This is a genomic window from Pseudomonas sp. 02C 26 (genome assembly GCF_002843585.1).
Classification (GTDB): Bacteria; Pseudomonadota; Gammaproteobacteria; order Pseudomonadales; family Pseudomonadaceae; genus Aquipseudomonas; species Aquipseudomonas shirazensis.
In genome coordinates, this window is record NZ_CP025262.1 from 994,280 (window position 1) to 1,020,739 (window position 26,460).

The following is a 26,460-nucleotide window of genomic DNA, read 5'->3' on the forward strand; positions in this document are numbered from 1 at the left end:
CTTATCCGGAGTTTTTGGTGGCTGATCGGGCCCCTTTCGCCTTTACGGCGAGTTACTTTTTTGGCAAACGCCCCAAAAAAGTAACCCAAAAAGGGCTTGGCTCCACATCCGGCCCCTTCGCTGCGCTGCGGGGTTCCCTCGCTCCGGTCCTGCTCCCGGGAGGACCGCGCTGTACGGCCCATCCTGGGCCGCAGCGCTTGCCGGCCATCCATGGCCGGCACCTCCCTCCGCAATACCTGCGCTCGGCCTCCTGAGTCGCCGGTAGATCAAGATCAAGATCACGCCTCGCTGCGCTGGCGCAGATCAAGAGCGGGCGCCGCTTCGCGGGTGAATCCGCGAACACTGGCGCAGCCAGTGCCTCAAACTCTTCAATACTGCACGAAAACTACTTCTTCTGCTTCGGCACCCGCACCAACTCCGTCTGCGAATAGATGTCATGCCAGCCGCGTTTGCGTTTGTCGAACAATGCCCAGACAAAGCCCAGACCCAGGCATAGCCACGACGCAATCGACACGACAAAACGCAACAGCGCCTGCCACAGGCTGATGGCGCTGCCGTCGGGGTTCTGTACGCGTACGCCCCATACTTGCATGCCCAGGGTCTGGCCGCCGTGGGTCCAGAATTTGGCGAAGAAACCGAACAGCGCGAACAGCAGCACCGTCGACAGCAGCGGGTCGCCATCCAGCGCGCCGGCGTCGGTGAGGGTGCGCATGCGGTCCTGGCCAATGATCGACATCTGGATCAGCTTGTACGCCCCGGCGGTGACGATCAGCAGTGCCGTGCACAGCAGGAAGTCGTAGAACATCGCCGCCAGTCGGCGCCCGAGGCCGGCGGGTGGGAACTCGCCTTGGGGGTGCAGGGTGTGCTTGGGCATGCAGGAAACTCGTCAGGCCAAAAGCGCATTCTATGAAATTGCAGGCGTAAAAAAGCCCCCGCAGGTCAATGCGGGGGCTTTTTTATATCAGTTGTCAGGCGATTACTTGCACTTCATCAGCTTGCAGGCCTTTTTGCCCCTGAGTTGCCACGAAGCTGACCTTCTGGCCTTCTTTCAAGGTCTTGAAGCCGTCGCCCTGGATTGCGCGAAAGTGCACGAACAAGTCCGCGCCGCTTTCCGGGGTGATGAAGCCGTAGCCTTTTTCATCGTTGAACCATTTGACGGTACCGTTCTGACGCTGAGCCATTGTCTTGTTTCCCATGAATCTTCTAGAGGGTGATAACCGCGCACTGCTGTTGCAGGCAGTCGGCAAAATTACGCTGTAGTGCAGGAAACCAAGCGTCGTCGAACGGGTTGTAGCGGACCGCGGCTACTGGCCCAAGTCACGATCAATTGCGACCCATGCAAACACAGTGGGCTGAATGTACGCCAACTTTTGCGACCATGACAAGCCCTCGCATAGCACCCACCAAGAGGATCTCAGGCGCACTGTTCAATAGTGCTCCAGATACCATGGCGCCTGGGCTGGCGCCATTTTCAAAAGGTTATCGAACAGGTTCGAAATCGAATAAGCAGGCCGGCTTAGCCGCGGTAGTAACGTGGCGCAACGAAAGGCATCTTGCTGACTTTCAACGGCACGTTCTTACCCCGCACTACCGCACTCAGGGGAGTGTCGAGTGCGGTGTGGGCGAGATCGACGTAGCCCATCGCAAGCGGTGCTCCCAGGGTCGGACCGAAGCCGCCGCTGCAGACCTTGCCGACTACCTTGCCTGAGGCATCGACAATCTCGGCGCCCTCACGCACCGGCGTCCGTTCCTGCGGCAGCAAACCGACCCGTCTACGCGCCACCCCCTGGTGCTGCTGGGCGAAGATCTGCTCGGCACCGGGGAAGCCACCGGCACGTTCGCCGTCGGCGCGGCGTACCTTGGATATGGCCCAGAGCAGGCTGGCCTCGATCGGTGTGGTCGCGCTGTCCATGTCATGCCCATACAAGCACAGGCCGGCTTCCAGGCGCAGCGAGTCCCGCGCGCCAAGGCCGATGGCCTGCACTTCAGGCTCTTGCAGCAGGCGCCGGGCCAGCAGCTCTGCACCTTCGGCCGGTACCGAAATCTCGTAACCATCTTCGCCGGTGTAACCCGAGCGGCTGACGTAGCAGTCCAGACCGAGCAACTTGACTGCACGGAACTGCATGAAGGTCATGCTCGCCACCTCTGGCGCCAGGCGCGCCAGCACCGTTGCTGCGGCCGGGCCTTGCAGGGCCAAGAGCGCACGCTCGGTAAACAGCGGCTGGATCTCGCACTGGCCTTCGAGGTGTTGGCGCAGGTGCGCCAGGTCCTGCTCCTTGCAGGCAGCATTGACCACCAGCAGCAACTCATCGTTGCCCAGGTTGGCCACCATCAAGTCATCCAGAATGCCGCCAGCGTCGTTGGTGAACATCGCATAACGCTGCATGCCGACTGGTAGGTCGATGATGTCGACCGGTACCAGGGTTTCCAGCGCCTGCGCCGCAGCGCTACCGCTGAGGCGGATCTGGCCCATGTGCGAGACGTCGAACAAACCGGCCTGGGCGCGGGTGTGCTGGTGTTCCTTGAGCACGCCGAGCGGGTACTGCACCGGCATGTCATAACCGGCGAACGGCACCATGCGCGCGCCCAGTTCCAGGTGCAGCGCGTGCAGCGGGGTCTTGTGCAGCTGTACTTCGGACATCGGTGACTCCTTGAGAGTGGTTCAGATCAACATTCGATGATGTTGACGGCCAGACCGCCGCGGGCGGTCTCCTTGTATTTGCTTTTCATGTCGGCGCCGGTCTGGCGCATGGTGCGGATCACCTTGTCGAGCGAGACGAAGTGCTGGCCATCGCCGCGCAAGGCCATGCGCACGGCATTGATCGCCTTGACCGAGCCCATCGCGTTGCGCTCGATGCACGGCACCTGGACCAGCCCGCCAATCGGGTCGCAGGTCAGCCCGAGGTTGTGCTCCATGCCGATTTCGGCGGCGTTCTCGACTTGCTGGGCAGTGCCGCCCATGACCTCGCACAGCGCCCCGGCAGCCATCGAACAGGCTACGCCGACCTCGCCCTGACAGCCGACTTCGGCGCCGGAAATCGACGCGTTTTCCTTGTACAGAATGCCGATCGCTGCGGCGGTCAGCAGGAACCGCACCACGCCGTCCTCGTTGGCACCGGGCACAAAGCGCATGTAGTAGTGCAGCACGGCCGGGATGATCCCGGCGGCACCGTTGGTGGGCGCTGTGACCACGCGCCCGCCGTTGGCGTTTTCTTCGTTGACCGCCAGTGCATACAGGTTGACCCAGTCGAGCACTGACAAGGCATCGCGCAGGCTGGCTTCCGGGTGCTGGCTGAGCTGACGGTACAGCGCCGCCGCACGGCGTTTGACCTTGAGTCCTCCAGGCAGGATGCCTTCGTGCTGGCAGCCGGCAGTGACGCAGTCCTGCATGACCTGCCAGATCCGCAGCAGGCCGTCCCGGGTTTCCTGTTCCGGTCGCCAGGCCGCTTCGTTGGCCAGCATCACCTGGCTGAACGAAAGCTGCTGCGCGCTGCAATGGGCGAGCAACTGTTTGCCGGTGGTAAACGGGTAGGCCAGGACGGTGCGGTCTTCGACGATGCGGTCGTGCCCGGCCGCTTCTTCATCGACCACGAAGCCGCCGCCAACCGAGTAATACTCGCGGCTGCGCAACTGCAAACCGGCCTCGTCGAAGGCGCGAAAGATCATGCCGTTGGGGTGATAGTCGAGCGGCTTGCGGATCATCGCCAGGTGCTGCTTTTCGTTAAAGGCGATTTCGTGCTCACCGAGCAGGCACAGCCGGCCACTGCTGCGAATAGCCTGCAGACGCGGGGCGATGCTGTCGGTATCGACGCTGTCGGGCTGGGCGCCTTCAAGGCCGAGCAGCACCGCCTTGTCGCTGCCGTGGCCCTTGCCGGTGGCACCGAGCGAGCCATACAGCTCGGCCTTGACGCTGGTCGTCTGGCTCAGCAGGCCGTCGCGGCGCAGGCCTTCGGCGAAGCGCGCGGCCGCGCGCATCGGCCCAACCGTGTGTGAGCTGGAGGGGCCGATGCCAATTTTGAACAGGTCGAACACGCTCAGGGACATGGATTGCTCCTCGGAACAGGCCTGGCTGTCGGGTGCGCCCGCCTCCAGTGGAGGCGGGCGAGGCGGCTATCAGACGTCCTGATAGCTCTCGATCGACGGGCAGGCGCAGATCAGGTTGCGATCACCAAACACGTTGTCGACCCGACCCACTGGTGGCCAGTACTTGGCTTCAACCAGGCTTGGCAGCGGGTACACCGCCTGCTCGCGGCTGTAGCCGTGGGCCCATTCACCGACCAGCTCGGCGGCGGTGTGCGGGGCGTTCTTCAGCGGGTTGTCATCCTTGTCCAGGTAGCCGTTTTCGACGGCGCGGATCTCTTCGCGAATCTTGATCATGGCATCGCAGAAGCGGTCCAGTTCTTCCCGCGATTCACTTTCGGTCGGCTCGATCATCAACGTGCCGGCCACCGGGAACGACATGGTCGGGGCGTGGAAGCCGTAGTCGATTAGGCGCTTGGCCACGTCATCGACGCTGATGCCGCTGCTGTCCTTGAGCGGGCGCAGGTCAAGAATGCACTCGTGCGCCACCAGGCCATTGCTGCCGGTGTACAACACAGGATAGTGCTCTTCCAGGCGGCGGGCGATGTAGTTGGCGTTGAGGATGGCCATCTGCGAGGCGCGGGTCAGGCCAGCGCCACCCATCATGCGGATGTACATCCAGGTGATCGGCAGGATGCTGGCGCTGCCGAACGGCGCGGCGCAGACCGCACCGGTGGTGTTTTCCAGCGCGGCGTGGCCGGGCAGGAACGGCGCCAGGTGTGACTTGACGCCAATCGGGCCGACGCCCGGGCCGCCACCGCCGTGGGGTATGCAGAAGGTCTTGTGCAGGTTCAGGTGCGAGACGTCGCCACCGAACTTGCCCGGCGCGCACAGGCCGACCATGGCGTTCATGTTGGCGCCGTCGATGTACACCTGGCCGCCGTTGTCATGGATGATCGCGCAGATTTCGCCGATGGCTTCCTCGAACACGCCATGGGTGGACGGGTAGGTGATCATGATCGCTGCCAGCTGCTCGCGGTGCTCGACGGCCTTGGCGCGCAGGTCGGCGATGTCGACGTTGCCGCGTGCATCGCAGGCGGTCACTACCACACGCATACCCGCCATGTGCGCGGTAGCCGGGTTGGTGCCGTGTGCCGACGACGGGATCAGGCAGATATTGCGGTGCGCGTCACCACGGCTGCGGTGGTAGGCACGGATCGCCAGCAAGCCGGCGTACTCGCCCTGGGAGCCGGCGTTGGGTTGCAGCGACACCGCGTCATAGCCGGTGGCAGCGCAGAGCATCGCCTCCAGCTCGTTGGTCATCTGCAGGTAGCCCTGGCTTTGCTCGGCGGGGGCGAACGGGTGCAGGTTGCCGAATTCGGCCCAGGTTACCGGGATCATTTCGCTGGCGGCGTTGAGCTTCATGGTGCAGGAGCCCAGCGGGATCATGCTGCGGTCCAGCGCCAGGTCCTTGTCGGCCAGCTTGCGCAGGTAGCGCATCAGCTCGGTTTCGCTGTGGTAGCGGTTGAACACCGGGTGTTCGAGGATCGCCGACTGCCGACGCAGCGCTGCTGGCAGGCGAGACTCATCGAACGCAGCCAGGGCGGCGAAGTCAGGCAGCGACTGCTCGCCGGCAAATAGCTGCCAGAGTGCTTCGACGTCAGCCTGGGTGCTGGTTTCATCAAGCGACAGGCCCAGTTGCTCGGCGTCGATCTGGCGCAGGTTGATGCGCTGCTCGCGGGCCTTTTGGTGCAGGGCGGCGGTGGTTGCGCCGGTGGCCAGGGTCAGCGTGTCGAAATACGCCTGGGTCTGCAGGGTGACGCCCAGTTGCTCCAGGCCAGCGGCGAGAATTGCGGTGAGCGCGTGAGTACGCTCGGCGATGCGCTTGAGGCCAGCCGGGCCGTGGTAAACGGCATACATGCCGGCGATGTTGGCCAGCAGGACCTGCGCGGTGCAGATGTTGCTGGTGGCCTTCTCGCGGCGGATATGTTGCTCGCGGGTCTGCATGGCCAGGCGCAGGGCGGTCTTGCCGAAGCGGTCGATCGACACGCCGACCAGGCGGCCTGGCATATCGCGTTTGAATGCATCGCGGGTGGCGAAGTAGGCCGCATGCGGGCCGCCGAAGCCCAGGGGGACGCCGAAGCGCTGCGCGCTGCCGATGGCTACGTCGGCCTCGAATTCACCGGGTGGGGTCAGCAAGGTCAGCGCCAGCAGGTCAGCGGCCACCGCGACCAGGGCGTTGCCGGCGTGCAGGCGCTGGACCAGTTCGCGGTAGTCGAACACATCGCCATTGCTGGCCGGGTATTGCAGCAGCGCGCCGAAGAAGCGGCTGGTGTCATCCAGCGTGCGCTCGTCACCGATTACCACTTCGATGCCCAACGGCTCGGCACGGGTGCGCAGCACGTCGAGGGTCTGCGGGTGGCAATGCTGCGAAGCGAAGAAGCTGTGGCTGGCCTTGTTTTTCGACAGGCGCTTGCAGAAGGTCATGGCTTCGGCGGCGGCGGTGGCTTCGTCGAGCAGCGAGGCGTTGGCGATCGGCAGTCCGGTCAGGTCACTGATCATGGTCTGGAAGTTCAGCAGGGCTTCCAGGCGGCCTTGGGAGATCTCTGGCTGGTAAGGCGTGTAGGCGGTGTACCAGGCTGGGTTTTCCAGCAGGTTGCGCAGGATCGGGGCTGGCGTGTGGGTGTTGTAGTAGCCCTGGCCGATCAGGCTTTTGAACAGCTGGTTCTTGCCAGCGATGGCTTTCAGCGCGGCAAGCGCCTCGGCTTCACTCTGGCCGTCGCTGCTGCCGAGCACGCTGGTGCCCTTGATGCTGTCGGGTATCACCGCGGCGCTCATGGCGTCGAGGCTGTCAAAACCCAACTTGGCGAGCATGCTCTGCTCGTCAGCGGTGCGCGGGCCGATATGGCGGGCGATGAATTCGTTGGCAGTGCCGAGGTTACTGGTCATGGTCGGTCCTCAAGCGTCAGCGTTGGCTTTGATCAGGCGGTCGTAGGCATCCTGGTCAAGCAGTTTAGCCACGGCGTCGGCATCGGCCGGCTGGAAGCGGAAAAACCAGCCTGCGCCCAACGGGTCTTCGTTGACCAGTTCAGGGTTGTCAGCCAGTTGCTGATTGACCTCGAGCACTTCACCGGTCAGCGGCATGTACACGCCACTGGCGGCTTTCACTGATTCCACGGTGGAGGCTTCTGCGCCTTGCTCGTAGTGCTGCAGCTCAGGCAGTTGCACGTACACCACGTCACCCAAGGCGTTCTGGGCAAAGGCGGTGATGCCTACGGTGACGCTGCCGTCGGCTTCGCTGCGCAGCCATTCGTGATCTTCAGTGAAACGCAATTCGCTCATGGGGATTCCTCAAGGAAACAGGGCGTTGGCGCGGTCTTCCGCGCTCTTGGGTTGAGGATTGGTTAGCAATAACGTTGCCAATTGAAGAATATTTAATAAATTCAATGACTTGCATTTATTTCGGGCTAATTGTTGGCAGATATTGGAATGATTTCGATACGGGCGTGGTGGGGTAGAAATGCATAGAGGTATCAAACCCTTGCATATGTGGTACTTCGGCATCGCGGAACGTATTCGATACGGTGTGTTGAAATCGATACGGTGGTGTTTAGAAAGGGGCCGCTTTGCGGCCCTTCGCGGGTGAACCCGCTCCCACAGGGTTTTGCAGCGCAGTCCAATCCGTGGGAGCGGGTTCACCCGCGAAGGCCCGCAGAGCGGCCCGAATGTGGCAGGTGTAAGCCTTGATACGGGTCCATCCGGTATTTGCAGGTGGAGCGTGGCCAAAAAAAAGGCGCCCAGAAGGGCGCCAAAAGATCCACCTTTACCAAAGGAGCGCTTGGCTACTCAAGGTGAATGGGTACAACTTGCGGTATTACAGGATCGACAACGGGTATTCGATTATCAGGCGAACTTCATCCAGGTCCGATTCAAAGGCGGTAGCGCGGGTGTTGGCCTGGCGAATGCGCACTGACAAGTTCTTGGCCGGGCCCGCCTGCACCACGTACTTGACCTCGATGTTGCGCTCCCAGCGTTTCTGCTCGGTGAGCGGGTCGCCGTTGCTGTCAGTACGCAGGTAGAAGCGGTTGGCGTTGCTGTAGTCCGCGCCGCTGCCACGGGCATAACGGGTCATGAACGACAGCCCGGGGATCCCATAGCTGGCCATGTCCAGGTCGTAGCGCAGCATCCATGAGCGCTCTTTCGGCGAGTTGAAATCGCTGTACTGGATCGAGTTGTCGACAAAGATCGAATCCGACTGGCGCAGGTAATCGAAATCGTCGTCGCCGTTGTTGCGCTGGTGTGACAGGGCCAACGTATGCGCGCCAAATTGAACGCCTACTTTGGCGCTCCAGATGTTGTTGTTGAATTCGCCCAGGCGCTGTTTGCCTTGATCGACAGCCTTGTAGTAATTGGCACCGCCGATCAACGCCAATTGATCGCTCAACGGATAATTCAGGCTGATGCCGGTGTAGTACTGATTCCACACGTCTTTCAACTGACTGGCATAGGCGCTGACACTGATGGTGTCGTTGACCTGGTAATCACCGCCGCCGTAGCCGATCCACGGTGAGTCCACTGCGCCGCCGTAGAACGTGACGAAGCTGTCATTGAGGTCGCTGGAGACCGGCTGGCTCATTGCATGCAGGCGGCCACCTTGCACGGTCAGGCCATCGATGCTGGTGTTCTCGACGGTGACGCCACGAAAACTCTCTGGCAGCAGCCGCGAATCGCCGGCAGCCACCACTGGCGTCGACGGGAACACATCACCGACTCTGACCGTGGTGTCGAACAGGCGCACCTTGGCCGCAGCGCCGAGTTTGCTGTACTCATCGCGGGCCTCGCCATTGCTGGCGACAGGCAGGATGTCGAAGGAACTGCGGCCGCCGTTGCGCCCGTCGCCGGTGTCGAGTTTCAGCCCGAGCATGGCAAAGGCGTCGATACCGAAGCCGACTGTACCTTGGGTGAAGCCGGAACTGAAACGGCTGATGATCGCGTGGGCCCAGGCCTCGGAGTAGCCGTTGGTATTGCCCTTGCCGCTGTTGTAAGTGGGCGCTGCCGCGCTGCGATCATCCCGATTGAAATAGAAATTGCGGTTGAGGACGGTCAGGCTACTGCCTTCGATAAAACCTTCGGCTTGGTCAGCAGCGTTAGCCGAAACTGCATAAGTTGCCGATAACGCGGAACTTGCCGCTACACACAGCGCTAGTTTGACATTCATCCAGAGCTCCCCTGATACGGCAGTTTTTATTAGTGTGCCAAAGGTTGTTTTTATGAAATCTGCCTCGGCGGCGCAGGGATATTTGCGCTGGATATATCGTTGCAGTCAGAAGATAACGGCAGGGTAATCCGATCATTACAATTTGGTCATTTGCCTGTTGCCCGACCACGTCAACGGGACGCGCTGGAGAGCCGCGCCGCATTCACTTCCTTGCAAAATTGTAATGTTGCCGCCACCGCGCTGATAGCTGCCGTTCATTAGCGTGCCTGCACTTGATTCAACAGGGCTTGGCGGCGGCCGCAGGGTGCTTGCCAGGTTTCAGTGAAATGTGTGCAGAGGACCCCTACCGTGCCCCGGTTCAACCGTTCCACCTTGATCAGCAAGCCAGCCTGGGCGTGCCGGCTGCTGGCTGTCTGCGCGCTGATCGGCGCCGGCCTGCCCGCGCCGGCACTGGCCCAGGGCCTGAGTTTGACCCAGGCCCTGGCCCAGGCCATGGCGGCCAACCCGCAGTTGGCAGCTGCCCGCCAGGAAATCGGCATCGCTCAAGGTGCGCGTGACCAGGCTGGGGTCATGCCCAACCCTGAGCTGTCTTACGAGGTTGAAGACACTGACCGCAACAGCAGCACGACCACGGTCACGCTCAGCCAGGCGCTGGAGCTGGGTGGCAAGCGCGGTGCGCGCATCGAAGCTGCCAGCTACGGTCAGAGCGTCGCTCAGCTGGAGCTGGCGCGTCAGGTCAACAGTCTGCGTGCCGATGTTGTGCAGGCCTTTCATGCCGCGCTGCGCGCGCAGGTCGGGGTCGATCTGGCGCGCCAGTCGCAGCAGCTCGGCGAACGCGGCCTGAAGGTTGTCGATGGCCGGGTGCGGGCGGGCAAGTCGTCGCCGGTCGAGGCGACCCGCGCTCAGGTCGAGCTGGCCGAAGCGCGCCTGCAGTTGCGCCGGGCTGAAACCGAACAGGCCATGGCTTACCAGAACCTGGCCCTGATCAGCGGCAGCGCCACTGCCGATGTTCAGCGGCTGGATGCGCCGAGCCTGTCGCCTGGCTTGCCGCCATCCTCCGTCGACCTGCTGGCCCGGCTCGAGCAGACCGCCGAGATGCGCCACGCGCTTGCCGTGATCGACCAGAGCGATGCCGCGCTTGGCTCGGAAAAGGCCCTGCGCGTGCCCAACCTCACCGTCAGTGTCGGCAGCCAATACGACCGCACCGTGCGCGAGCGGGTCAACGTGGTCGGCCTGTCGATGCCGTTGCCGCTGTTCGATCGCAACCAGGGCAACGTGCTCTCGGCGGCGCGCCGCGCCGATCAGGCGCGCGACCAACGCAACGCGGTCGAGCAGCGGCTGCGCAGTGAAACCCAGACCGCGCTGCTGCAATGGACCCGCGCAATGCACGAGGTCGAGACCTACGAGCAGACCATCCTACCGGCAGCCCAGCAGGCGCTCGACAGCGCCACGCGCGGTTTCGAAATGGGCAAGTTCGGCTTTATCGAAGTGCTCGATGCCCAGCGCACCTTGATCACCGCACGCGGCCAGTACCTCGACTCGCTGGGCGCCGCCAGTGCTGCCCGGGCGCAAGTGGAACGGATCTACGGCGACCTTGATGGTGCCGTTGCCGCGCGTTGAGCGGCCAGACGCTTTATTCGGTACCTGGCGGCTGAGCCCGTCACTGCCCACGATTAGCAGGAGTAGCAATGAACAACACACGCAAGATCGCCCTCGCGGTTGCCGCCGTGGCCGCCCTCGGCCTGGGCAGCCTGCTCTGGAGCTCGAATGCCGAGCAGCACGCCGATGCCCATGGCAAGGATGACGATCATGGCCATGCCGAGACGCAGGCGACGCCAGCCAAAAACTCAGGCGAGGATGATCACGACCACCAGGAAGGCGCTGAAGACGAGCACGCCGAAGCAGGCCATGGAGAAGAGGAGGGCAAGCTGACCCTCAGTGCTGAGCAGATCAAGGCTGCGGGCATCGTCCTCGCCCCTGCAGGGCCACGCCAGCTCGGCACCGTGGTGAGCTTCCCGGGTGAAATCCGCTTCGACGAAGACCGCACCGCGCACGTGGTGCCGCGGGTGCCTGGCGTGGTCGAAAGCGTGCAGGCCAACCTCGGCCAGGCGGTGCGCAAGGGCCAGGTGCTGGCGGTGATCGCCAGCCAGCAGATCTCCGACCTGCGCAGCGAACAGCAGGCCGCCCAGCGCCGACTGGAGCTTGCCCGGCTGACCTTCACCCGCGAACAACAGTTGTGGCAGGACAAGATTTCTGCCGAGCAGGACTACCTGCAGGCGCGCCAGGCCCTGCAAGAGGCTGAGATTGCCCAGGCCAATGCCCACCAGAAAATCGCCGCAATCGGCTCTGCCATCGGGGCCGCCGGCGGCAACCGCTACGAACTGCGAGCACCGTTCGATGCAGTGGTGGTGGAGAAGCACCTGAGCGTCGGCGAAGTGGTCAGCGAGGCCACCAACGCGTTCATTCTGTCTGACCTCAGCCAGGTCTGGGCGACGTTTGCGGTGCCGCCCAGTGACTTGAACAAGGTCACCACCGGCCGCGCGGTCAAGGTGTCCTCGCCAGACATGAATGCCGAAGTCGACGGCAAGGTCGGCTATGTCGGCAGCCTGCTCGGTGAGCAGAACCGCGCGGCAACCGTGCGCGTCACCCTGACCAATCCCGAGGGGGCCTGGCGCCCGGGCCTGTTCGTGAATATCGCGGTCACGGCGCAGTCGGCCCAGGTCGCCGTGGCCGTGCCCGAGTCGGCCGTGCAAACCCTCGAAGCACAGCCTGCGGTATTCGTGCGCAGCGTCGACGGCTTCGAGGCGCACCCGGTCAGCCTTGGTCGGCGTGACGGCGGTTATGTGGAAATCACCACGGGCCTGCAGGCCGGTGTCGAGGTCGCTGCCAGTGGCAGTTTCACGCTCAAGTCGGAGCTGGGCAAGGCCACTGCCGAGCACAGCCACTGATGCGCCGCGAAAGGAAGATTGCCCATGTTTGAACGTCTTATCAGATTCGCCATCGAGCAGTGCATCGTGGTCATGATCGCAGTGCTGATCATGGCTGCGGTCGGGGTCTACAGCTACCAGAAGCTGCCCATCGATGCGGTCCCGGATATCACCAACGTCCAGGTTCAGATCAACACCGCCGCACCAGGCTATTCACCGCTGGAAACCGAGCAGCGCATCACCTTTGCCGTGGAAACGGCCATGGCCGGCCTGCCGGGGCTGCTGCAGACCCGCTCGCTGTCGCGCTCGGGCCTGTCGCAGGTCACGGTGATTTTCAAGGACGGCACCGACATCTTCTTCGCCCGGCAGCTGGTCAACGAGCGTCTGCAGGTGGCCAAGGCGCAATTGCCGCAAGGCGTCGAAGCGATCATGGGGCCGGTATCGACCGGGCTCGGCGAGATTTTCCTGTGGACCGTCGAGACCGAGCCTGGCGCGTTGAAGGAAGACGGTACGCCCTACACCCCGACCGACCTGCGGGTGATCCAGGACTGGATCATCAAGCCGCAGTTGCGCAACGTGCCCGGGGTTGCCGAAATCAACACCATTGGCGGCTACGCCAAGCAGTACCAAATTGCGCCCGATCCCAAGCGCCTGGCTGCCTACAAGCTGACCTTGAATGATTTGCTGACTGCCCTGGAAAGCAACAATGGCAACGTTGGCGCCGGCTACATCGAGCGCAGTGGCGAGCAATTGCTGATCCGCGCACCTGGCCAGGTGGGCACTGTCGATGACATCGCCAACATCGTCATCAGCAGCGTGGGCGGCGCGCCGATCCGCGTCAGCAATGTCGCCGAAGTCAGCATCGGCAAGGAACTGCGCTCCGGCGCTGCCACCGAGAACGGCCGTGAGGTGGTGCTCGGCACCGTGTTCATGCTGATCAACGAGAACAGCCGCAGCGTGTCGCAAGCGGTTGCCAGCAAGCTCGCCGAGATCAACCGCACGCTGCCCAAGGGCGTGGTGGCGGTCACCGTCTATGACCGCACCAATCTGGTCGAAAAAGCGATTGCCACGGTCAAGAAGAACCTGATCGAAGGGGCGATCCTGGTCATCGTGATTCTGTTCCTGTTCCTCGGCAATATCCGCGCGGCGTTGATCACGGCGATGGTGATCCCGCTGTCGATGCTGTTCACCTTCACCGGCATGTTCAACAACAAGGTCAGCGCCAACCTGATGAGCCTGGGCGCGCTGGACTTCGGCATCATTGTCGACGGCGCGGTGGTGATCGTGGAAAACGCCATCCGGCGTCTGGCCCATGCCCAGCACAAGCACGGGCGCATGCTGAGCAAGACCGAGCGTTTCCATGAGGTGTTCGCGGCGGCCCGTGAGGCGCGCCGGCCGTTGATCTTCGGCCAGCTGATCATCATGGTGGTGTACCTGCCGATCTTTGCCCTCACCGGAGTCGAGGGCAAGATGTTCCACCCGATGGCGTTCACCGTGGTGCTGGCGCTGCTCGGCGCGATGATCCTGTCGGTGACGTTCGTGCCTGCCGCGATTGCCATGTTCGTCACCGGCAAGGTCAAGGAAGAGGAAGGCGTGGTCATGCGCACCGCGCGCCAGGGCTACCAGCCGGTGCTGCGCTGGGTGCTGGAGCATCGCCGGTTTGCCTTCGCCGGGGCGTTCATCGTGGTACTGCTCAGCGGCGTGCTGGCGACGCGCATGGGCAGCGAGTTCATCCCCAGCCTGAGCGAGGGCGATCTGGCCTTGCAGGCGTTGCGCGTGCCCGGCACCAGCCTGACCCAGTCGGTCGACATGCAGCAGCGTCTGGAAAAAGCCATCATCGAGCAGGTCCCAGAGGTGGAACGGATATTTGCCCGTACCGGCACCGCCGAGATCGCCTCCGACCCGATGCCGCCGAACATCTCCGATGCCTACATCATGCTCAAGCCGCAGAGTCAGTGGCCCGACCCGAGCCTGTCGCGGGAGGCATTGATCGCCCAGGTGCAGAAGGCAGCCGCCAGCGTGCCGGGCAGCAACTATGAGCTATCGCAGCCGATTCAGTTGCGTTTCAACGAGCTTATCTCCGGTGTGCGCAGTGATGTTGCGGTCAAGGTTTTCGGCGATGACATGGATGTGCTCAACCGCACTGCGGCCAAGATCGCCACGGCGTTGCAGGGCGTGCCAGGTGCGTCCGAGGTCAAGGTCGAACAGACCACCGGCTTGCCGGTACTGACCATCAATATCGACCGCGACAAGGCCGCACGTTATGGCCTGAGCATGGGCGCTGTGCAGGACGCCATCGCCATCGCGGTAGGTGGCCGTGAGGCTGGCACCTTTTATGAAGGCGACCGCCGTTTCGACATGGTGGTGCGCCTCTCGGAGACCTTGCGCACCGACGTTGCCGGGCTGTCCAGCCTGTTGATCCCGGTGCCGGCAAGCGCCGCCAGCGGGGCCCAGCAGATTGGCTTCATCGCCTTGTCGCAGGTGGCCAGCCTGGACCTGCAGTTGGGGCCCAACCAGATCAGCCGCGAGAACGGCAAGCGCCTGGTGGTGGTCAGCGCCAACGTGCGCGGGCGTGACCTTGGCTCGTTCGTCGCGCAGGCCAGCGAGACCCTGGCCAGCACGGTCGCCATCCCGGCAGGTTACTGGACCAGCTGGGGCGGCCAGTTCGAGCAGTTGCAGTCGGCGGCCAAGCGGCTGCAGATCGTGGTGCCGGTGGCCTTGCTGTTGGTCATGACCTTGCTGTTCCTGATGTTCAACAACCTCAAAGACGGCTTGCTGGTGTTCACCGGGATTCCCTTTGCCCTGACCGGCGGGGTGGTGGCGCTGTGGCTGCGTGATATCCCGCTGTCGATTTCGGCTGGGGTCGGCTTTATTGCCTTGTCCGGGGTCGCGGTGCTCAACGGACTGGTGATGATCGCGTTCATCCGTGGGCTGCGTGAGGAGGGTCGCAGTGTCAGGCTGGCCGTGGATGAAGGTGCGCTGACCCGGTTGCGACCGGTGTTGATGACGGCGCTGGTGGCGTCGCTCGGCTTCATCCCGATGGCCTTGGCCACCGGCACCGGCGCTGAGGTGCAACGGCCGCTGGCGACCGTGGTGATTGGCGGGATTCTGTCGTCTACGGCGTTGACGCTGCTGGTGTTGCCGGCGCTGTATCACTGGGTGCATCGGCGTGATGATGAGGTAGAGCAGGATTGAAGTAGTTGCCCAACAAAAAACCCACAATGCAGATTGTGGGTTTTTTTATTGAAGATTGAATAGAGCGGGGCCGCTGCGCGGCCCTTCGCGGCGGTCCGGCGTCCCGGTGAACCCGCTCCCACAGGTTGATAAGTTAACTCACAACCCTGTGGGAGCGGGTTCACCAGGACGCCGGACCGCTGCGAAGGGGCGCGCAGCGGCCCCGTTATTGGTATGAAAACTTATTTACTTTCAGTGCGTGGCTGTTTCTGCTGTTGCGCAACTTTTTGTTTGTCATCCTGCTGCAACGACTTGCTATCCCAAAGTCGTGCCTGTTCAGTCCGAAAATCCTTATTGAATTGCTTGGCGCGCTCATGCCCGCCTTCAGCATATGCGGTGCCGGTCATTCCAATCAGCAGGCTGGCCATGGCCATGCACTTCAGCAGTTTCATAATTAACCTCGCTATCGTCAACCTGCCGGGAACGGCGGTTTCTCTCGCATGCAGGTTAACCAGGCGAAGTTAACGCGAGGGTGAGTGGGCCATTACAGTTTGGTTAGGTTGGCGCACTCATAACGGCACCGGGTAATCGGCGCGCTAAAGATTACGGCAGTGTTAGTTGAATTCAATTTTTGAACGTTCATTGCCTGACCATTCATCTTGTTTTGATAAAAATATGGGCACGATCTCTAACCGTTTTTCTCCCAATAGGTAGATGACGCGGTTCTGCGGTATCGCCCGACTACAGCAAAGGCTAGGAGAAAAATGTATGCACAACCCCGCCGATAAACAACACCAGCAACAAACACCGAGCAAGTCCGCCGGAGAAGCCGAGCGCGACAACGATGCACTCCGGCCAGACGGCTCGACGGGCACCGAGCATGATTCGACCGCGCAGAAAACTGCACGTCAGGAAGACCAGCAGCGCAAGTAAAAATGAAAAAGCGGCGCGCATCTCTCGGGATGCGCGCCGCTTTTTTTGCGGGATTTACAGTATGGGCTTACCGCCGGTCACGCCATAGCGCGAACCTGAAATGTAGCTGGCCTCATCCGAGCCCAGCAGCACATAGATCGGGGCGACTTCGACCGGCTGGCCAGGGCGGCCCATCGGCGTTTGCGTACCGAATTCGCTGACCTCTTCGACCGGCATGGTCGCCGGGATCAATGGTGTCCAGATCGGGCCAGGTGCGACGCTGTTGACGCGAATGCCCTTGCTGCCAAGCATCTGCGCCAACCCGGCGGTGAAGTTGGCGATCGCACCTTTGGTCGTCGCGTACGGCAGCAGTGTCGGCTTGGGCGAATCGGAGTTGATCGAGCTGGTGTTGATGATCGAACTGCCCTTGGCCATCGACGGCAGCGCGCGCTGGCAGATGCGGAACATGGCAGTGATGTTCACATCGAAGGTCATCACCCACTCGTCATCGGTGATGTCTTCGAGGTTTTCGTGGGACATCTGGAACGCGGCATTGTTGATCAGGATGTCGATGCGGCCAAACTTCTCCACCGTCTTGTCGACAATTTCGTAGCACACCGCCTTGTGCGCCAGATCGCCTGGCAGCAGCAGGCACTGGCGGCCAGCCTGTTCGACCCAACGGGCAGTTTCCTGGGCGTCTTCGTGTTCATTCAGATAAGCGATGGCAACGTCGGCGCCTTCACGGGCATAGGCAATCGCCACGGCGCGGCCGATGCCGCTGTCGCCGCCTGTAATCAGGGCGATCTTGCCCTGCAAGCGGCCATTGCCTTTGTAGCTGTGTTCGCCGCAATCGGGGAGCGGTTGCATCTTCTGCTGCTCGCCGGGTACGTCCTGCGGTTGTGCCGGAAACGGTGGCGTAGGGTAATCGCGCATGGTCGGTACTCCTGTTGAGATGAAAGGCTCCTGTTATTGGAAGGAGCTCATCCGCGGGAGTTGGAGTGCATGCGCGGTCAACGCGACCAGTGGTCAAGCCTCAGGGTTTGGCGGGGATGCCGTACTTGCGCAGGCGCTGAGCAATCGCAGTATGTGAGGTATTCAGCCGTGCTGCCAGCTGCCGGGTCGAGGGATAGCTGGGGTACAGGCGCTGCAGCAGCTCACGCTCGAAATCGCCAACTGCCTGCTCAAGGCTGGCCACCTCGGTGTCCTGGCCTCGGCGCACCGCGGTGCCGGCGATGTCCAGGTCGCCAATGTCGACCAGGTCGCTGTCGCAGATGGCCGCAGCGCGGAAGATCACGTTCTGCAATTGGCGCACGTTGCCCGGCCACGGGTTGGCCAGCAACGCTGCATGGGTGCCTGGGGCGAGCTGGCAGGTCGGGCGCTGGATCTGTGTGCAGGCCTGCTGCATGAAGTAGTGCGCCAGCAGCAGAATGTCCTGGCCGCGCTCGCGCAGCGGCGGCACTTGCAGGTTGAGCACGTTGAGGCGGTAGAACAGGTCCTCGCGAAAGCTGCCCTCGCTGACCATGCGCTCGAGGTCACGGTGGGTGGCGCTGATGATGCGTACATCGACCTTGACCTCGCGATCGCCACCGACCCGGCGAAAGCTGCCGTCGTTGAGAAAACGCAGCAGCTTGGCCTGCAGGTACGGCGACATTTCGCCGATTTCGTCGAGAAACACCGTACCCTGGTTGGCCAGCTCCATCAGCCCCGGCTTGCCGCCGCGCTGCGCGCCGGTAAACGCGCCCGGGGCATAGCCGAACAGTTCGCTCTCGGCCAGGCTCTCGGGCAGCGCGGCGCAGTTGAGAGCCAGAAACGGCGCGCCCTGACGGCTGCTCAGGGCATGGCTGGCGCGGGCCACCAGCTCCTTGCCGGTGCCGGTTTCGCCATGCACCAGTAACGGCGCATCCAGCGCCGCCACACGCAGGGCACGGGCCTTGAGGGTGCGAATGGCTGGCGAGTCGCCGAGCAGCGCATCGAAGCCTTCGGCGTGATCATGGTGCAGCGCCGACAAGCGCTCACCCATACGCTTGGGCGGGTACAGCGTCAGCAGGCCGCCGGCATGGGTGATCGGCGTGGCATCCAGGAGCAGGCTGTGGCCGTCGAACTGCATCTCGCGCATCGGCAGGTGGAAGTTGTTGTCCAGCAGCGCCTGCAGCAGGGCCGGGTCCTTGAACAGCTCGCCAACCGAACGCCCGGCCGACTCGCGCCCGCACAGGGCGATCAGCGCCGGGTTGGCCAGCAACACCTTGCCGGCGCTGTCGACGGCCAGCACCGGGTCGCTCATGGCTGCCAGCAAGGCATCCAGCTGCAGGTGGCGGCGCTGGCCGGGGAGGATGTCGACCACTTCCACCGATTGCACGCCGTGTACTTCAAGCAGGGCGTCGTGCAGCTCTTCGAGCACGGCCGGGCTGAGGGTCGGGGCGTCGATGTAGACGTTTGGCGGGACCATCTCCACGGCGTCCAGGTTGAGATGGCGGGCACCGAGCAGGGCCAGGACTTCCTGGGTGATGCCGACGCGGTCGATGAAGCTGACGTGAATGCGCATGGGGAGCGTACAAGGCTGTGGCCGCAGAGGCGCTCAGTATGCCGCGCCCGCCTCAGGCTTCAAGCCTTGTGCATCAACAAAACTGCCGGCGGTACTGTCGCCGTAGAGGCTATTCCAGGTGCTCAGGCTTGACGCAGTCGCCGGATTTGACCGCGAGCTTCTGGCGGATGTCTTCAAACATCAGGTCATAGATTTTGTGCGACGAGCCCATGCTCTCGAATTTTTTCGGCTGCGGCATGTAGCTCTGGGCCTTGCGCGTGGCGATGCTGAGAAAGCTCGGCAGGACCTGATCCTTGGCCAGAAAGAACGTCTCATCGACCGGCTTGCCTTCGATGCTGCCGTGCATACGAAACTGGATGCCGGCGCCGTCCTTGGGGTCCGTGGCCACTTCGTAGTTGATGTTGAGGTCGTAGCTGTGATCCTGGTTGTGCAGCGCCATGCGCTCGATATGCACGTGACCTGGCTCGAACTTGGCCATGATAGCTCCTCGCAAAGGTGTGAAAACGGCGGGCGACCGGCACCCGCCAACTGCAATCAACGGTAGCTTATTCCAGGCTTGGCGGTGGATACCCGAGTGCCGGCGGTGCCTTTGACGATCTCTTCGATGTCGGCCAGCGAGCCAATCACCGCGACCTTGCCGGTGTTGCGGGCGAAGTCGCAGGCAGCCTGCACCTTGGGTCCCATCGAGCCTGCGGCAAAGCCAAGCCGCTCCAGTTCATCCGGGTGAGCCTGGGCAATCGCCTTCTGCGTGGGCTTGTTGAAGTCGACATACGCGGCATTGACGTCGGTGGCGATGACCAGCAGATCAGCGTCCAGCTGTTCAGCCAGCAGGGCCGAACACAGGTCCTTGTCGATCACCGCTTCGATGCCTTTGAGCTTGCGGTTTTCATCGTACATGGTGGGGATGCCGCCGCCCCCGGCACAGATCACGATGCTGCGTTTTTCCAGCAACCATTTGATCGGACGGATTTCGAAGATGCGCTTGGGTTTCGGGCTGGCGACTACCCGGCGGTATTTGTCGCCGTCAGGCTTGACCACCCAGCCCTTGTCCTTGGCCAGACGCTCGGCGTCCTCCTTGCTGTAGACCGGGCCGATGAACTTGGTCGGGTCCTTGAAGGCCGGGTCGTTGGCGTCGACTTCGACCTGGGTGAGCAGGGTGGCGAACGGCACTTCGAAGTCGAGCAGGTTGCCCAGCTCCTGTTCGATCATGTAGCCGATCATGCCTTCGGTTTCAGCGCCAAGCACGTCCAGCGGGTAGGCTTCGTCCGGCTTGTAGGCCTGGGCCTGGAGCGACAGCAAACCGACCTGCGGGCCGTTGCCGTGGGCGATGACCAGTTCATTGCCGGGGTGGATCTTGGCGATCTGTTCGGTGGCGGTGCGGATGTTGCTTCGCTGATTGTCAGCGGTCAGAGGCTCGCCTCGGCGGAGCAGGGCGTTGCCGCCCAGTGCAACAACGATACGCATGGTGAAGTGTCCTTTGGCAGAGAGGAGCAGACGGCGTGGCCGCTGCGAGTGAACGTGCTGACAAGCAGCAATTCACCCCGCAGCGGCCACGCCAGCCCAGCGAGTCGGTCAGAGATCGGCCAGGGTCGAGACCAGGATCGCCTTGATCGTGTGCATGCGGTTTTCCGCCTGCTCGAAGGCAATGCAGGCCGGCGACTCGAACACGTCGTCGGTCACCTCGATACCATTGGCCAGGTGCGGGTACTGCTCGGCGATCTGCTTGCCGACCTTGGTGTCGGAGTTGTGGAACGCCGGCAGGCAGTGCATGAACTTGGCCCGCGGGTTGCCGGTGGCCTTCATCAGCTCGGCGTTGACCTGATACGGCAGCAGTTGCTGAATGCGTTCGCCCCAGGCTTCGACTGGCTCGCCCATCGATACCCAGACGTCGGTATGGACGAAATCGACGCCTTTGACCGCCGCTTTCGGGTCTTCGGTGAGGGTGATGCGCGCGCCGCTTTCTTCGGCGTATTTGTGGCAGCGTTCGACCAGATCATCATGCGGCCACAGCGCCTTGGGCGCGGCAATGCGCACGTCCATGCCGAGTTTGGCGCCGATCAGCAGCAGCGAGTTGCCCATGTTGTTGCGGGCGTCGCCCAGGTAGGCGTAGCTGATGTCGTGGATCGGCTTGTCGCTGTTTTCGCGCATGGTCAGCACGTCGGCGATCATCTGGGTAGGGTGGTATTCATCGGTCAGGCCGTTGAACACCGGTACCCCGGCAAACTTGGCCAGCTCTTCGACGATCTCCTGCTTGAAGCCGCGGTACTCGATGGCGTCGTACATGCGCCCGAGCACCCGTGCGGTGTCCTTCATGCTTTCCTTGTGACCGATCTGCGACGAATTGGGGTCGATGTAGGTGACGTTTGCGCCTTGGTCGTAGGCGGCCACTTCGAACGCGCAGCGGGTGCGGGTCGAGGTCTTTTCGAAGATCAGGGCAATGTTGTTGCCCTTCAGGTGCTGCTGCTCGGTGCCGGTGTACTTGGCGCGCTTGAGGTCGCGGGACAGGTCGAGCAGGTAGCGCAGCTCGCGCGTGGTGTGGTGTTCCAGGCTGAGCAGGTTGCGGTTGTGGATGTTGAACGCCATGACAGTTCTCCTTGGATTCGGTGAGGTACCCGGCCGGCGCCTGGTGAGCGCGGCCGGGGTGCTGGCTATTTCAGTAATCGATAGGGTCGCGGATGATCGGGCAGGTCATGCAGTGGCCGCCGCCACGGCCACGGCCGAGTTCGCCGGCACTGATGGTGATGACCTCGACCCCGGCCTTGCGCAGCAGGGTATTGGTATAGGTATTGCGGTCGTAGCCGATGACCACGCCAGGCTCGAGCGCGACCACGTTGTTGCCGTCATCCCACTGCTCGCGCTCGGCGGCAAAGGCGTTGCCGCCGGTTTCAACCACGCGCAGCTCTTTCAGGTTGAGCGACTCGGCGACCACTTCGATGAAGCTCTTGTGCTCGCGGCGCACGTCCAGGCCATACGGCTTGCTGCTGTCCTGACGGATCACGAACGGCACGATCTCTTTGACTACTTCCGGGAAGACCGTGACCAGGTCGCGGTCGCAGAAGCTGAACACGGTGTCCAGGTGCATCGCCGCGCGCGATTTGGGCAGGCCGGCGACCACTACTTTTTCTACCGCGCCCTTGGCGAACAGCGACTGCGCCAGTTGGCCGATGGCCTGGCGCGAAGTGCGCTCACCCATGCCGATCAAGACCACGCGATTGCCGATCGGCATCACGTCGCCGCCTTCCAGGGTGGCCTTGCCGTGGTCCTGGTCAGGGTCGCCGTACCAGATTTCGAACTCGGCGTTGGTGAACTGTGGGTGGAACTTGTAGATGGCGGTGGTCAGCAGGGTTTCCTGACGGCGCGCTGGCCAGTACATCGGGTTCAGCGTGACGCCGCCGTAGATCCAGCAGGTGGTGTCGCGGGTGAACTGGGTGTTGGGCAGCGGGTCGAGGAGGAAGCTGGAGTGACCGAGGTAGTCGCGGTACATCTTGATCACGCTGGCGCCTTCGCTTTCAGGCAGGTCTTCGCCGGCCACGCCGCCAATCAGAAACTCAGCCAGACGGCGCGGCTCCATGCCTTCGAGCCAGCTGCGCACTTCGTTGGTCAGGCCCAGACCGACGGTGTCGGCGGTGATCTTGCGGTCGAGGATCCACTTCAGAGCTTCAGGGATCTGCACGGTCTCGGTCAGCAGGTTGTGCATTTCCAGCACTTCGATGCCGCGCTCGCGCATCTTGGTAACGAAGTCGAAGTGGTCGCGCTTGGCCTGGTTGACCCAGATCACATCGTCGAACAGCAGGTCGTCGCAGTTGCTTGGGGTCAGCCGCTGGTGTGCCAGGCCTGGGGAGCAGACCATCACTTTGCGCAGTTTGCCGGCTTCGGAATGGACGCCGTACTTGAGGTTTTCGGTGGACATGGTGATTGCCTCCATGATGCAGATTCGGTGATTAAAGGGTCAGGAAACCGTCATACAGGCCGTAGGCCGCCACCAGCGCGCCGACGACTACTGCGGCGAAGATCAGCTTCTCCATGCTGGTGAAGATCGGTTGCCCCAGTTCACGCTTGGCCTTGGCGAACAGGATCGCCCCAGGCGCATACAGCAGCGCCGACAGCAGCAGGTACTTCATGCCGCCGGCATACAGCAGCCAGATCGCGTAGAGCAGGGCGATGGCGCCGATCAGCAGGTCCTTGCGCCGCTCACCGGGTGCTTGTTCGTAGGTTTCGCCGCGCAGCGCCATGAGAAAGCCGTAGGCCGCCGACCACAGGTAGGGCACCAGGATCATCGAGGTGGCGAGGTAGATCAGCGACAGGTAGGTGCTGGCCGAGAACAGGGTGATGATCAGGAACACCTGCACCATCGCGTTTGTCAGCCAAAGGGCGTTGGTCGGGACATGGTTGGCGTTTTCGCGGCGCAGGAACTCCGGCATGGTGTGGTCCTTGGCCGCCGCGAACATGATCTCGGCGCACAGCAGCACCCACGACAGCAACGCCCCGAGCAGCGAGATGATCAGGCCGACGCTGATCAGCACCGCGCCCCAGTGGCCGACCACATGCTCAAGCACTGCCGCCATCGACGGGTTCTGCAGCTTGGCCAGTTCCGGTTGGGTCATCACGCCCATCGACAGCACGTTGATCAGCACCAGGAACAGCAGCACGGTGATAAAGCCGATTACCGTGGCCTTGCCGACGTCGGCGCGTTTTTCTGCGCGGGAGGAGAAGATACTCGCGCCCTCGATGCCGATGAACACCCACACGGTGACCAGCATCATGTTGCGCACCTGGTTCATCACGCTGCCCAGGTCCGGCGAGCCGACCGCCCAGATGTCGGCGGTGATCACGTCGAGCTTGAACGCGAACAGGCAGATCAGCGCGAACAAGGCCAGCGGCACCACCTTGGCGATGGTCGTCACCAGGTTGATGAAGGCGGCTTCCTTGATCCCGCGCAGCACCAGAAAATGCACGGCCCAGAGCAGGATCGAGGCGCCGATCACCGCCGCCGGCGTGTTGCCTTCGCCAAATACCGGGAAGAAATAACCGAGCGTGCTGAACAACAGCACGAAGTAACCGACGTTGCCCAGCCAGGCACTGATCCAGTAACCCCAGGCTGAAGAAAAGCCCATGTAGTCACCAAATCCAGCCTTGGCGTAGGCATACACGCCACCGTCCAGATCGGGCTTGCGATTGGCCAGGGTCTGGAATACGAACGCCAGGGTCAACATGCCTACTGCGGTAATTGCCCAGCCAATCAATACCGCGCCAACACCGGCACTGGCGGCCATGTTTTGCGGCAGGGAAAATATCCCGCCACCAATCATCGAGCCGACCACAAGTGCGACCAGTGCGCCGAGTTTAAGTTTTTCGGGAGAATCAGACATTTAACGACTCCGTACCAGGAGAAAGTTGACGTCATGGTAAACCTGACGCCGCCGGCATTCGCTGATGTAGATCAGTTCATGGCAACGTAAGGCCTGGGCCAGACGTGTCTCCTGGAGTGTGCCGACCGCTCTGCTGCAGGCCTTTGCACCGGCAACTCCATGTCTAGGTAGAGTAAACACTCTGTTCTGCCTGCGATGTTTCAAACTAGCCGCTTTTACTGGATAGGCAAATTTTCAGCGTAAATTAAAATTATTACTGCAGAGGCTATAGTTGCCCGGCAGCCTCCCACTGGCGCACAGGATCGCCTATAGACAGTGTTGCTATTAGTGCTATAGCGTTTAAGGGTGACAGCGCATATACAGCGCTATTTATATGGGCTCAAAAGTTTTGCGTGCAGATGACATCAACCAACGGTGGGCGCCCAATGAGCGAGCCTGGAAATAAACTGCGACTCGGTGCTTTGATTGCGCTGGTAGTGGGTTCGATGATTGGTGGCGGAATCTTTTCGCTGCCGCAGAACATGGCCGCCCGCGCCGACGCCGGCGCTGTGTTGATCGGCTGGGGCATCACCGCCGTAGGCATGCTGGCGCTGGCGTTCGTGTTCCAGACCCTGGCCAACCGCAAACCCGAACTCGACTCGGGGGTGTATGCCTACGCCAAGGCCGGTTTTGGCGACTACATGGGTTTCTCTTCGGCGTGGGGCTACTGGATCAGCGCCTGGCTGGGCAACGTCGGCTACTTCGTACTGCTGTTCAGCACCCTGGGGTTTTATTTCCCGATGTTCGGCGAGGGCAATACGCCGGTGGCGATCGGCTGCGCCTCGGTGTTGCTCTGGTGCGTGCACTTTGTGGTGCTGCGTGGGATCAAGGAAGCCGCGTTCATCAACCTGATCACTACCGTGGCCAAGGTAGTGCCACTGCTGATTTTCATCATGATTGCCGCCGTGGCGTTTCGTGCCGAAGTCTTCACCCGCGACTTCTGGGGCGCGAGCAACCCGCAGTTCGGCAGCGTAATGGAGCAGGTCCGCAACATGATGCTGGTGACCGTGTTCGTGTTTATCGGCATCGAGGGCGCGAGCGTGTACTCGGCGCGGGCCCAGCGCCGTTCGGACGTGGGCAAGGCGACCGTGATCGGCTTTCTCGGCGTGCTCGCCTTGCTGGTGCTGGTCAACGTGCTTTCGCTTGGGGTGATGACCCAGCCGGAGCTGGCGGGGTTGCAGAACCCGTCGCTGGCAGCGGTGCTGGAGCATATCGTCGGCCCATGGGGCGCGCTGCTGATCAGCCTTGGCCTGGCGGTGTCACTGCTGGGCGCGCTGCTGTCGTGGGCACTGTTGTGTGCAGAGATCCTCTACGCCACGGCCAAGGACAAGACCATGCCGCGTTTTCTCACCGTCGAGAACGCCAATCACGTGCCGGCCAACGCGCTGTGGCTGACCAACTGCATGATCCAGGGCTTTTTGCTGATCACGCTGTTTTCGGCAGGCACCTACACCAGCCTGATCTATCTGGCGTCGTCGATGATTCTGGTGCCGTACTTGTGGTCGGCGGCCTATGCGGTGCTGCTGGCGCTGCGCGGTGAAGGCTATGCCGAGCAAGCGGGGCTGCGCCGCAAGGACCTGACGGTGGCCGGCCTGGCGCTGGTCTACGCGATCTGGCTGTTGTACGCCGGCGGGCTCAAGTACCTGCTGCTGTCGGCGTTGCTGTATGCGCCAGGGGTGATTCTGTTTGCAAGGGCCAAGCACGAGCAGGGCGAGGCGCTCTTCACCGGCTGGGAAAAGCTGATTTTCGCTGCGGTGCTGGCAGGTGCAGGCGTGGCCGCGTATGCGCTGTACGCGGGGTTGTTGACGCTCTAGCTCAGCCGGCGTTGCAGTTGGAGGCTGCGGGCTGAACGCGCTCCGGGCGTGACCAGATCCACAGGTTGCCCAGGCTCATGCCGGCGATGGCCAGAAACACCGGCCAACGGTGCTCGAGAAAGGTCAGCATCAGGCAGGCGCATATCAGCATGCTCACGGTGGCGCTGATTTTCGCCCGGCGCTGGATCACCCGGCCGTTGCGCCAGTTGTGCAGGATCGGCCCGAACAGCCGATGGTTCTCCAGCCAGGCGCTCAGGCGCGGCGAGCTGCGCGTCGCGGCCCAGGCTGCAAGCAGAATGAACTCGGTGGTCGGCAGGCCCGGAATGACAATCGCCACCAAGCCGATCCCCAGGCTCACATAAGCCAGGATCGCGTACAGCAGGCGGGTCAGTTTCGAGCAGGCAAGTTGGGTCATGATCTCACTGCAAAAACGGCCGGCCACCAC

21 protein-coding genes are annotated in these 26,460 nt (G+C 62.4%); 5 read left to right on the forward strand and 16 right to left on the reverse strand.

Features of this window, described 5'->3' with window-relative positions; genetic code table 11:
• Nucleotides 1-385: 385 nt before the first annotated feature.
• The 7 genes from CXQ80_RS04575 to CXQ80_RS04605 form a co-directional block, all read right to left on the reverse strand.
• Nucleotides 386-874 carry an RDD family protein gene (locus CXQ80_RS04575; RefSeq protein WP_101316914.1) on the reverse strand — a complete coding sequence of 163 codons (489 nt, stop codon included), beginning with the start codon at nucleotides 872-874 and terminating at the stop codon, nucleotides 386-388.
• Nucleotides 875-968: 94 nt separating this feature from the next.
• Entirely contained in the window at nucleotides 969-1,181 is a 213-nt protein-coding gene (locus tag CXQ80_RS04580) for a cold-shock protein (protein ID WP_101316916.1), read from the reverse strand.
• 335 nt (nucleotides 1,182-1,516) lie between these two features.
• A complete protein-coding gene (gene gcvT / locus CXQ80_RS04585; protein ID WP_101316918.1) occupies nucleotides 1,517-2,641 on the reverse strand; it encodes a glycine cleavage system aminomethyltransferase GcvT in 1,125 nt (374 codons plus the stop codon).
• A gap of 26 nt (nucleotides 2,642-2,667) precedes the next feature.
• Nucleotides 2,668-4,044, reverse strand: coding sequence for an L-serine ammonia-lyase (locus CXQ80_RS04590; protein ID WP_101316921.1), 1,377 nt, complete (start codon nucleotides 4,042-4,044; stop codon nucleotides 2,668-2,670).
• Nucleotides 4,045-4,113: 69 nt separating this feature from the next.
• On the reverse strand, nucleotides 4,114-6,969 hold the full coding sequence (gcvP, locus tag CXQ80_RS04595) for an aminomethyl-transferring glycine dehydrogenase (RefSeq protein ID WP_101316923.1): 2,856 nt from the start codon (nucleotides 6,967-6,969) through the stop codon (nucleotides 4,114-4,116).
• A gap of 9 nt (nucleotides 6,970-6,978) precedes the next feature.
• The gene (gene gcvH / locus CXQ80_RS04600) at nucleotides 6,979-7,362 is read right to left on the reverse strand and encodes a glycine cleavage system protein GcvH (RefSeq protein WP_101316925.1); all 384 of its coding nucleotides are present in this window, start codon (nucleotides 7,360-7,362) and stop codon (nucleotides 6,979-6,981) included.
• Nucleotides 7,363-7,894: 532 nt separating this feature from the next.
• Nucleotides 7,895-9,238 carry an OprD family porin gene (locus CXQ80_RS04605; protein ID WP_101316927.1) on the reverse strand — a complete coding sequence of 448 codons (1,344 nt, stop codon included), beginning with the start codon at nucleotides 9,236-9,238 and terminating at the stop codon, nucleotides 7,895-7,897.
• A 348-nt stretch (nucleotides 9,239-9,586) separates the two neighbouring features.
• Here CXQ80_RS04605 and CXQ80_RS04610 point away from each other — a divergent pair, with 348 nt between their 5' ends.
• The 3 genes from CXQ80_RS04610 (at nucleotide 9,587) to CXQ80_RS04620 (ending at nucleotide 15,360) form a co-directional block, all read left to right on the forward strand.
• Nucleotides 9,587-10,858, forward strand: coding sequence for a TolC family protein (locus CXQ80_RS04610; RefSeq protein ID WP_157831729.1), 1,272 nt, complete (start codon nucleotides 9,587-9,589; stop codon nucleotides 10,856-10,858).
• A gap of 68 nt (nucleotides 10,859-10,926) precedes the next feature.
• A complete protein-coding gene (locus CXQ80_RS04615) occupies nucleotides 10,927-12,186 on the forward strand; it encodes an efflux RND transporter periplasmic adaptor subunit (RefSeq protein ID WP_101316929.1) in 1,260 nt (419 codons plus the stop codon).
• A 24-nt stretch (nucleotides 12,187-12,210) separates the two neighbouring features.
• Nucleotides 12,211-15,360: an efflux RND transporter permease subunit gene (locus CXQ80_RS04620; protein ID WP_101316930.1), complete on the forward strand. Its 3,150-nt coding sequence runs from the start codon at nucleotides 12,211-12,213 to the stop codon at nucleotides 15,358-15,360.
• 221 nt (nucleotides 15,361-15,581) lie between these two features.
• Here the strand turns inward: CXQ80_RS04620 and CXQ80_RS04625 are convergent, their stop codons facing one another.
• Complete coding sequence (locus CXQ80_RS04625; protein ID WP_101316932.1) at nucleotides 15,582-15,791, reverse strand: hypothetical protein; 210 nt, start codon at nucleotides 15,789-15,791, stop codon at nucleotides 15,582-15,584.
• Between the two features lie 316 nt (nucleotides 15,792-16,107).
• Between CXQ80_RS04625 and CXQ80_RS24795 the strand changes: the two genes are divergently transcribed.
• Nucleotides 16,108-16,272: a hypothetical protein gene (locus CXQ80_RS24795; protein ID WP_178080748.1), complete on the forward strand. Its 165-nt coding sequence runs from the start codon at nucleotides 16,108-16,110 to the stop codon at nucleotides 16,270-16,272.
• 54 nt (nucleotides 16,273-16,326) lie between these two features.
• On the opposite strand, the gene CXQ80_RS04630 is transcribed toward CXQ80_RS24795, so the two are convergent.
• The 7 genes from CXQ80_RS04630 to arcD (CXQ80_RS04660) all read right to left on the reverse strand — a co-directional run bounded on the left by CXQ80_RS04630 (nucleotide 16,327) and on the right by arcD (CXQ80_RS04660) (nucleotide 24,162).
• Complete coding sequence (locus CXQ80_RS04630) at nucleotides 16,327-17,184, reverse strand: SDR family oxidoreductase (RefSeq protein ID WP_101316934.1); 858 nt, start codon at nucleotides 17,182-17,184, stop codon at nucleotides 16,327-16,329.
• Between the two features lie 100 nt (nucleotides 17,185-17,284).
• Nucleotides 17,285-18,793 carry a sigma-54-dependent transcriptional regulator gene (locus tag CXQ80_RS04635; RefSeq protein ID WP_101316936.1) on the reverse strand — a complete coding sequence of 503 codons (1,509 nt, stop codon included), beginning with the start codon at nucleotides 18,791-18,793 and terminating at the stop codon, nucleotides 17,285-17,287.
• Nucleotides 18,794-18,902: 109 nt separating this feature from the next.
• Nucleotides 18,903-19,271: a DUF5064 family protein gene (locus CXQ80_RS04640; protein ID WP_101316938.1), complete on the reverse strand. Its 369-nt coding sequence runs from the start codon at nucleotides 19,269-19,271 to the stop codon at nucleotides 18,903-18,905.
• A gap of 56 nt (nucleotides 19,272-19,327) precedes the next feature.
• A complete protein-coding gene (arcC, locus tag CXQ80_RS04645) occupies nucleotides 19,328-20,257 on the reverse strand; it encodes a carbamate kinase (protein ID WP_101316940.1) in 930 nt (309 codons plus the stop codon).
• 108 nt (nucleotides 20,258-20,365) lie between these two features.
• Complete coding sequence (locus CXQ80_RS04650; protein ID WP_101316942.1) at nucleotides 20,366-21,376, reverse strand: ornithine carbamoyltransferase; 1,011 nt, start codon at nucleotides 21,374-21,376, stop codon at nucleotides 20,366-20,368.
• Between the two features lie 70 nt (nucleotides 21,377-21,446).
• Complete coding sequence (gene arcA / locus CXQ80_RS04655; protein ID WP_101316944.1) at nucleotides 21,447-22,703, reverse strand: arginine deiminase; 1,257 nt, start codon at nucleotides 22,701-22,703, stop codon at nucleotides 21,447-21,449.
• 31 nt (nucleotides 22,704-22,734) lie between these two features.
• A complete protein-coding gene (arcD, locus tag CXQ80_RS04660; protein ID WP_101316946.1) occupies nucleotides 22,735-24,162 on the reverse strand; it encodes an arginine-ornithine antiporter in 1,428 nt (475 codons plus the stop codon).
• Between the two features lie 425 nt (nucleotides 24,163-24,587).
• Here arcD (CXQ80_RS04660) and arcD (CXQ80_RS04665) point away from each other — a divergent pair, with 425 nt between their 5' ends.
• Nucleotides 24,588-26,015, forward strand: a complete 1,428-nt coding sequence (arcD, locus tag CXQ80_RS04665; protein WP_101316948.1) for an arginine-ornithine antiporter — start codon at nucleotides 24,588-24,590, stop codon at nucleotides 26,013-26,015.
• Between the two features lies 1 nt (nucleotide 26,016).
• Here arcD (CXQ80_RS04665) and CXQ80_RS04670 read toward each other — a convergent pair whose 3' ends face one another.
• Nucleotides 26,017-26,430 carry a YbaN family protein gene (locus tag CXQ80_RS04670; RefSeq protein ID WP_101322954.1) on the reverse strand — a complete coding sequence of 138 codons (414 nt, stop codon included), beginning with the start codon at nucleotides 26,428-26,430 and terminating at the stop codon, nucleotides 26,017-26,019.
• Nucleotides 26,431-26,460 lie beyond the last annotated feature (30 nt).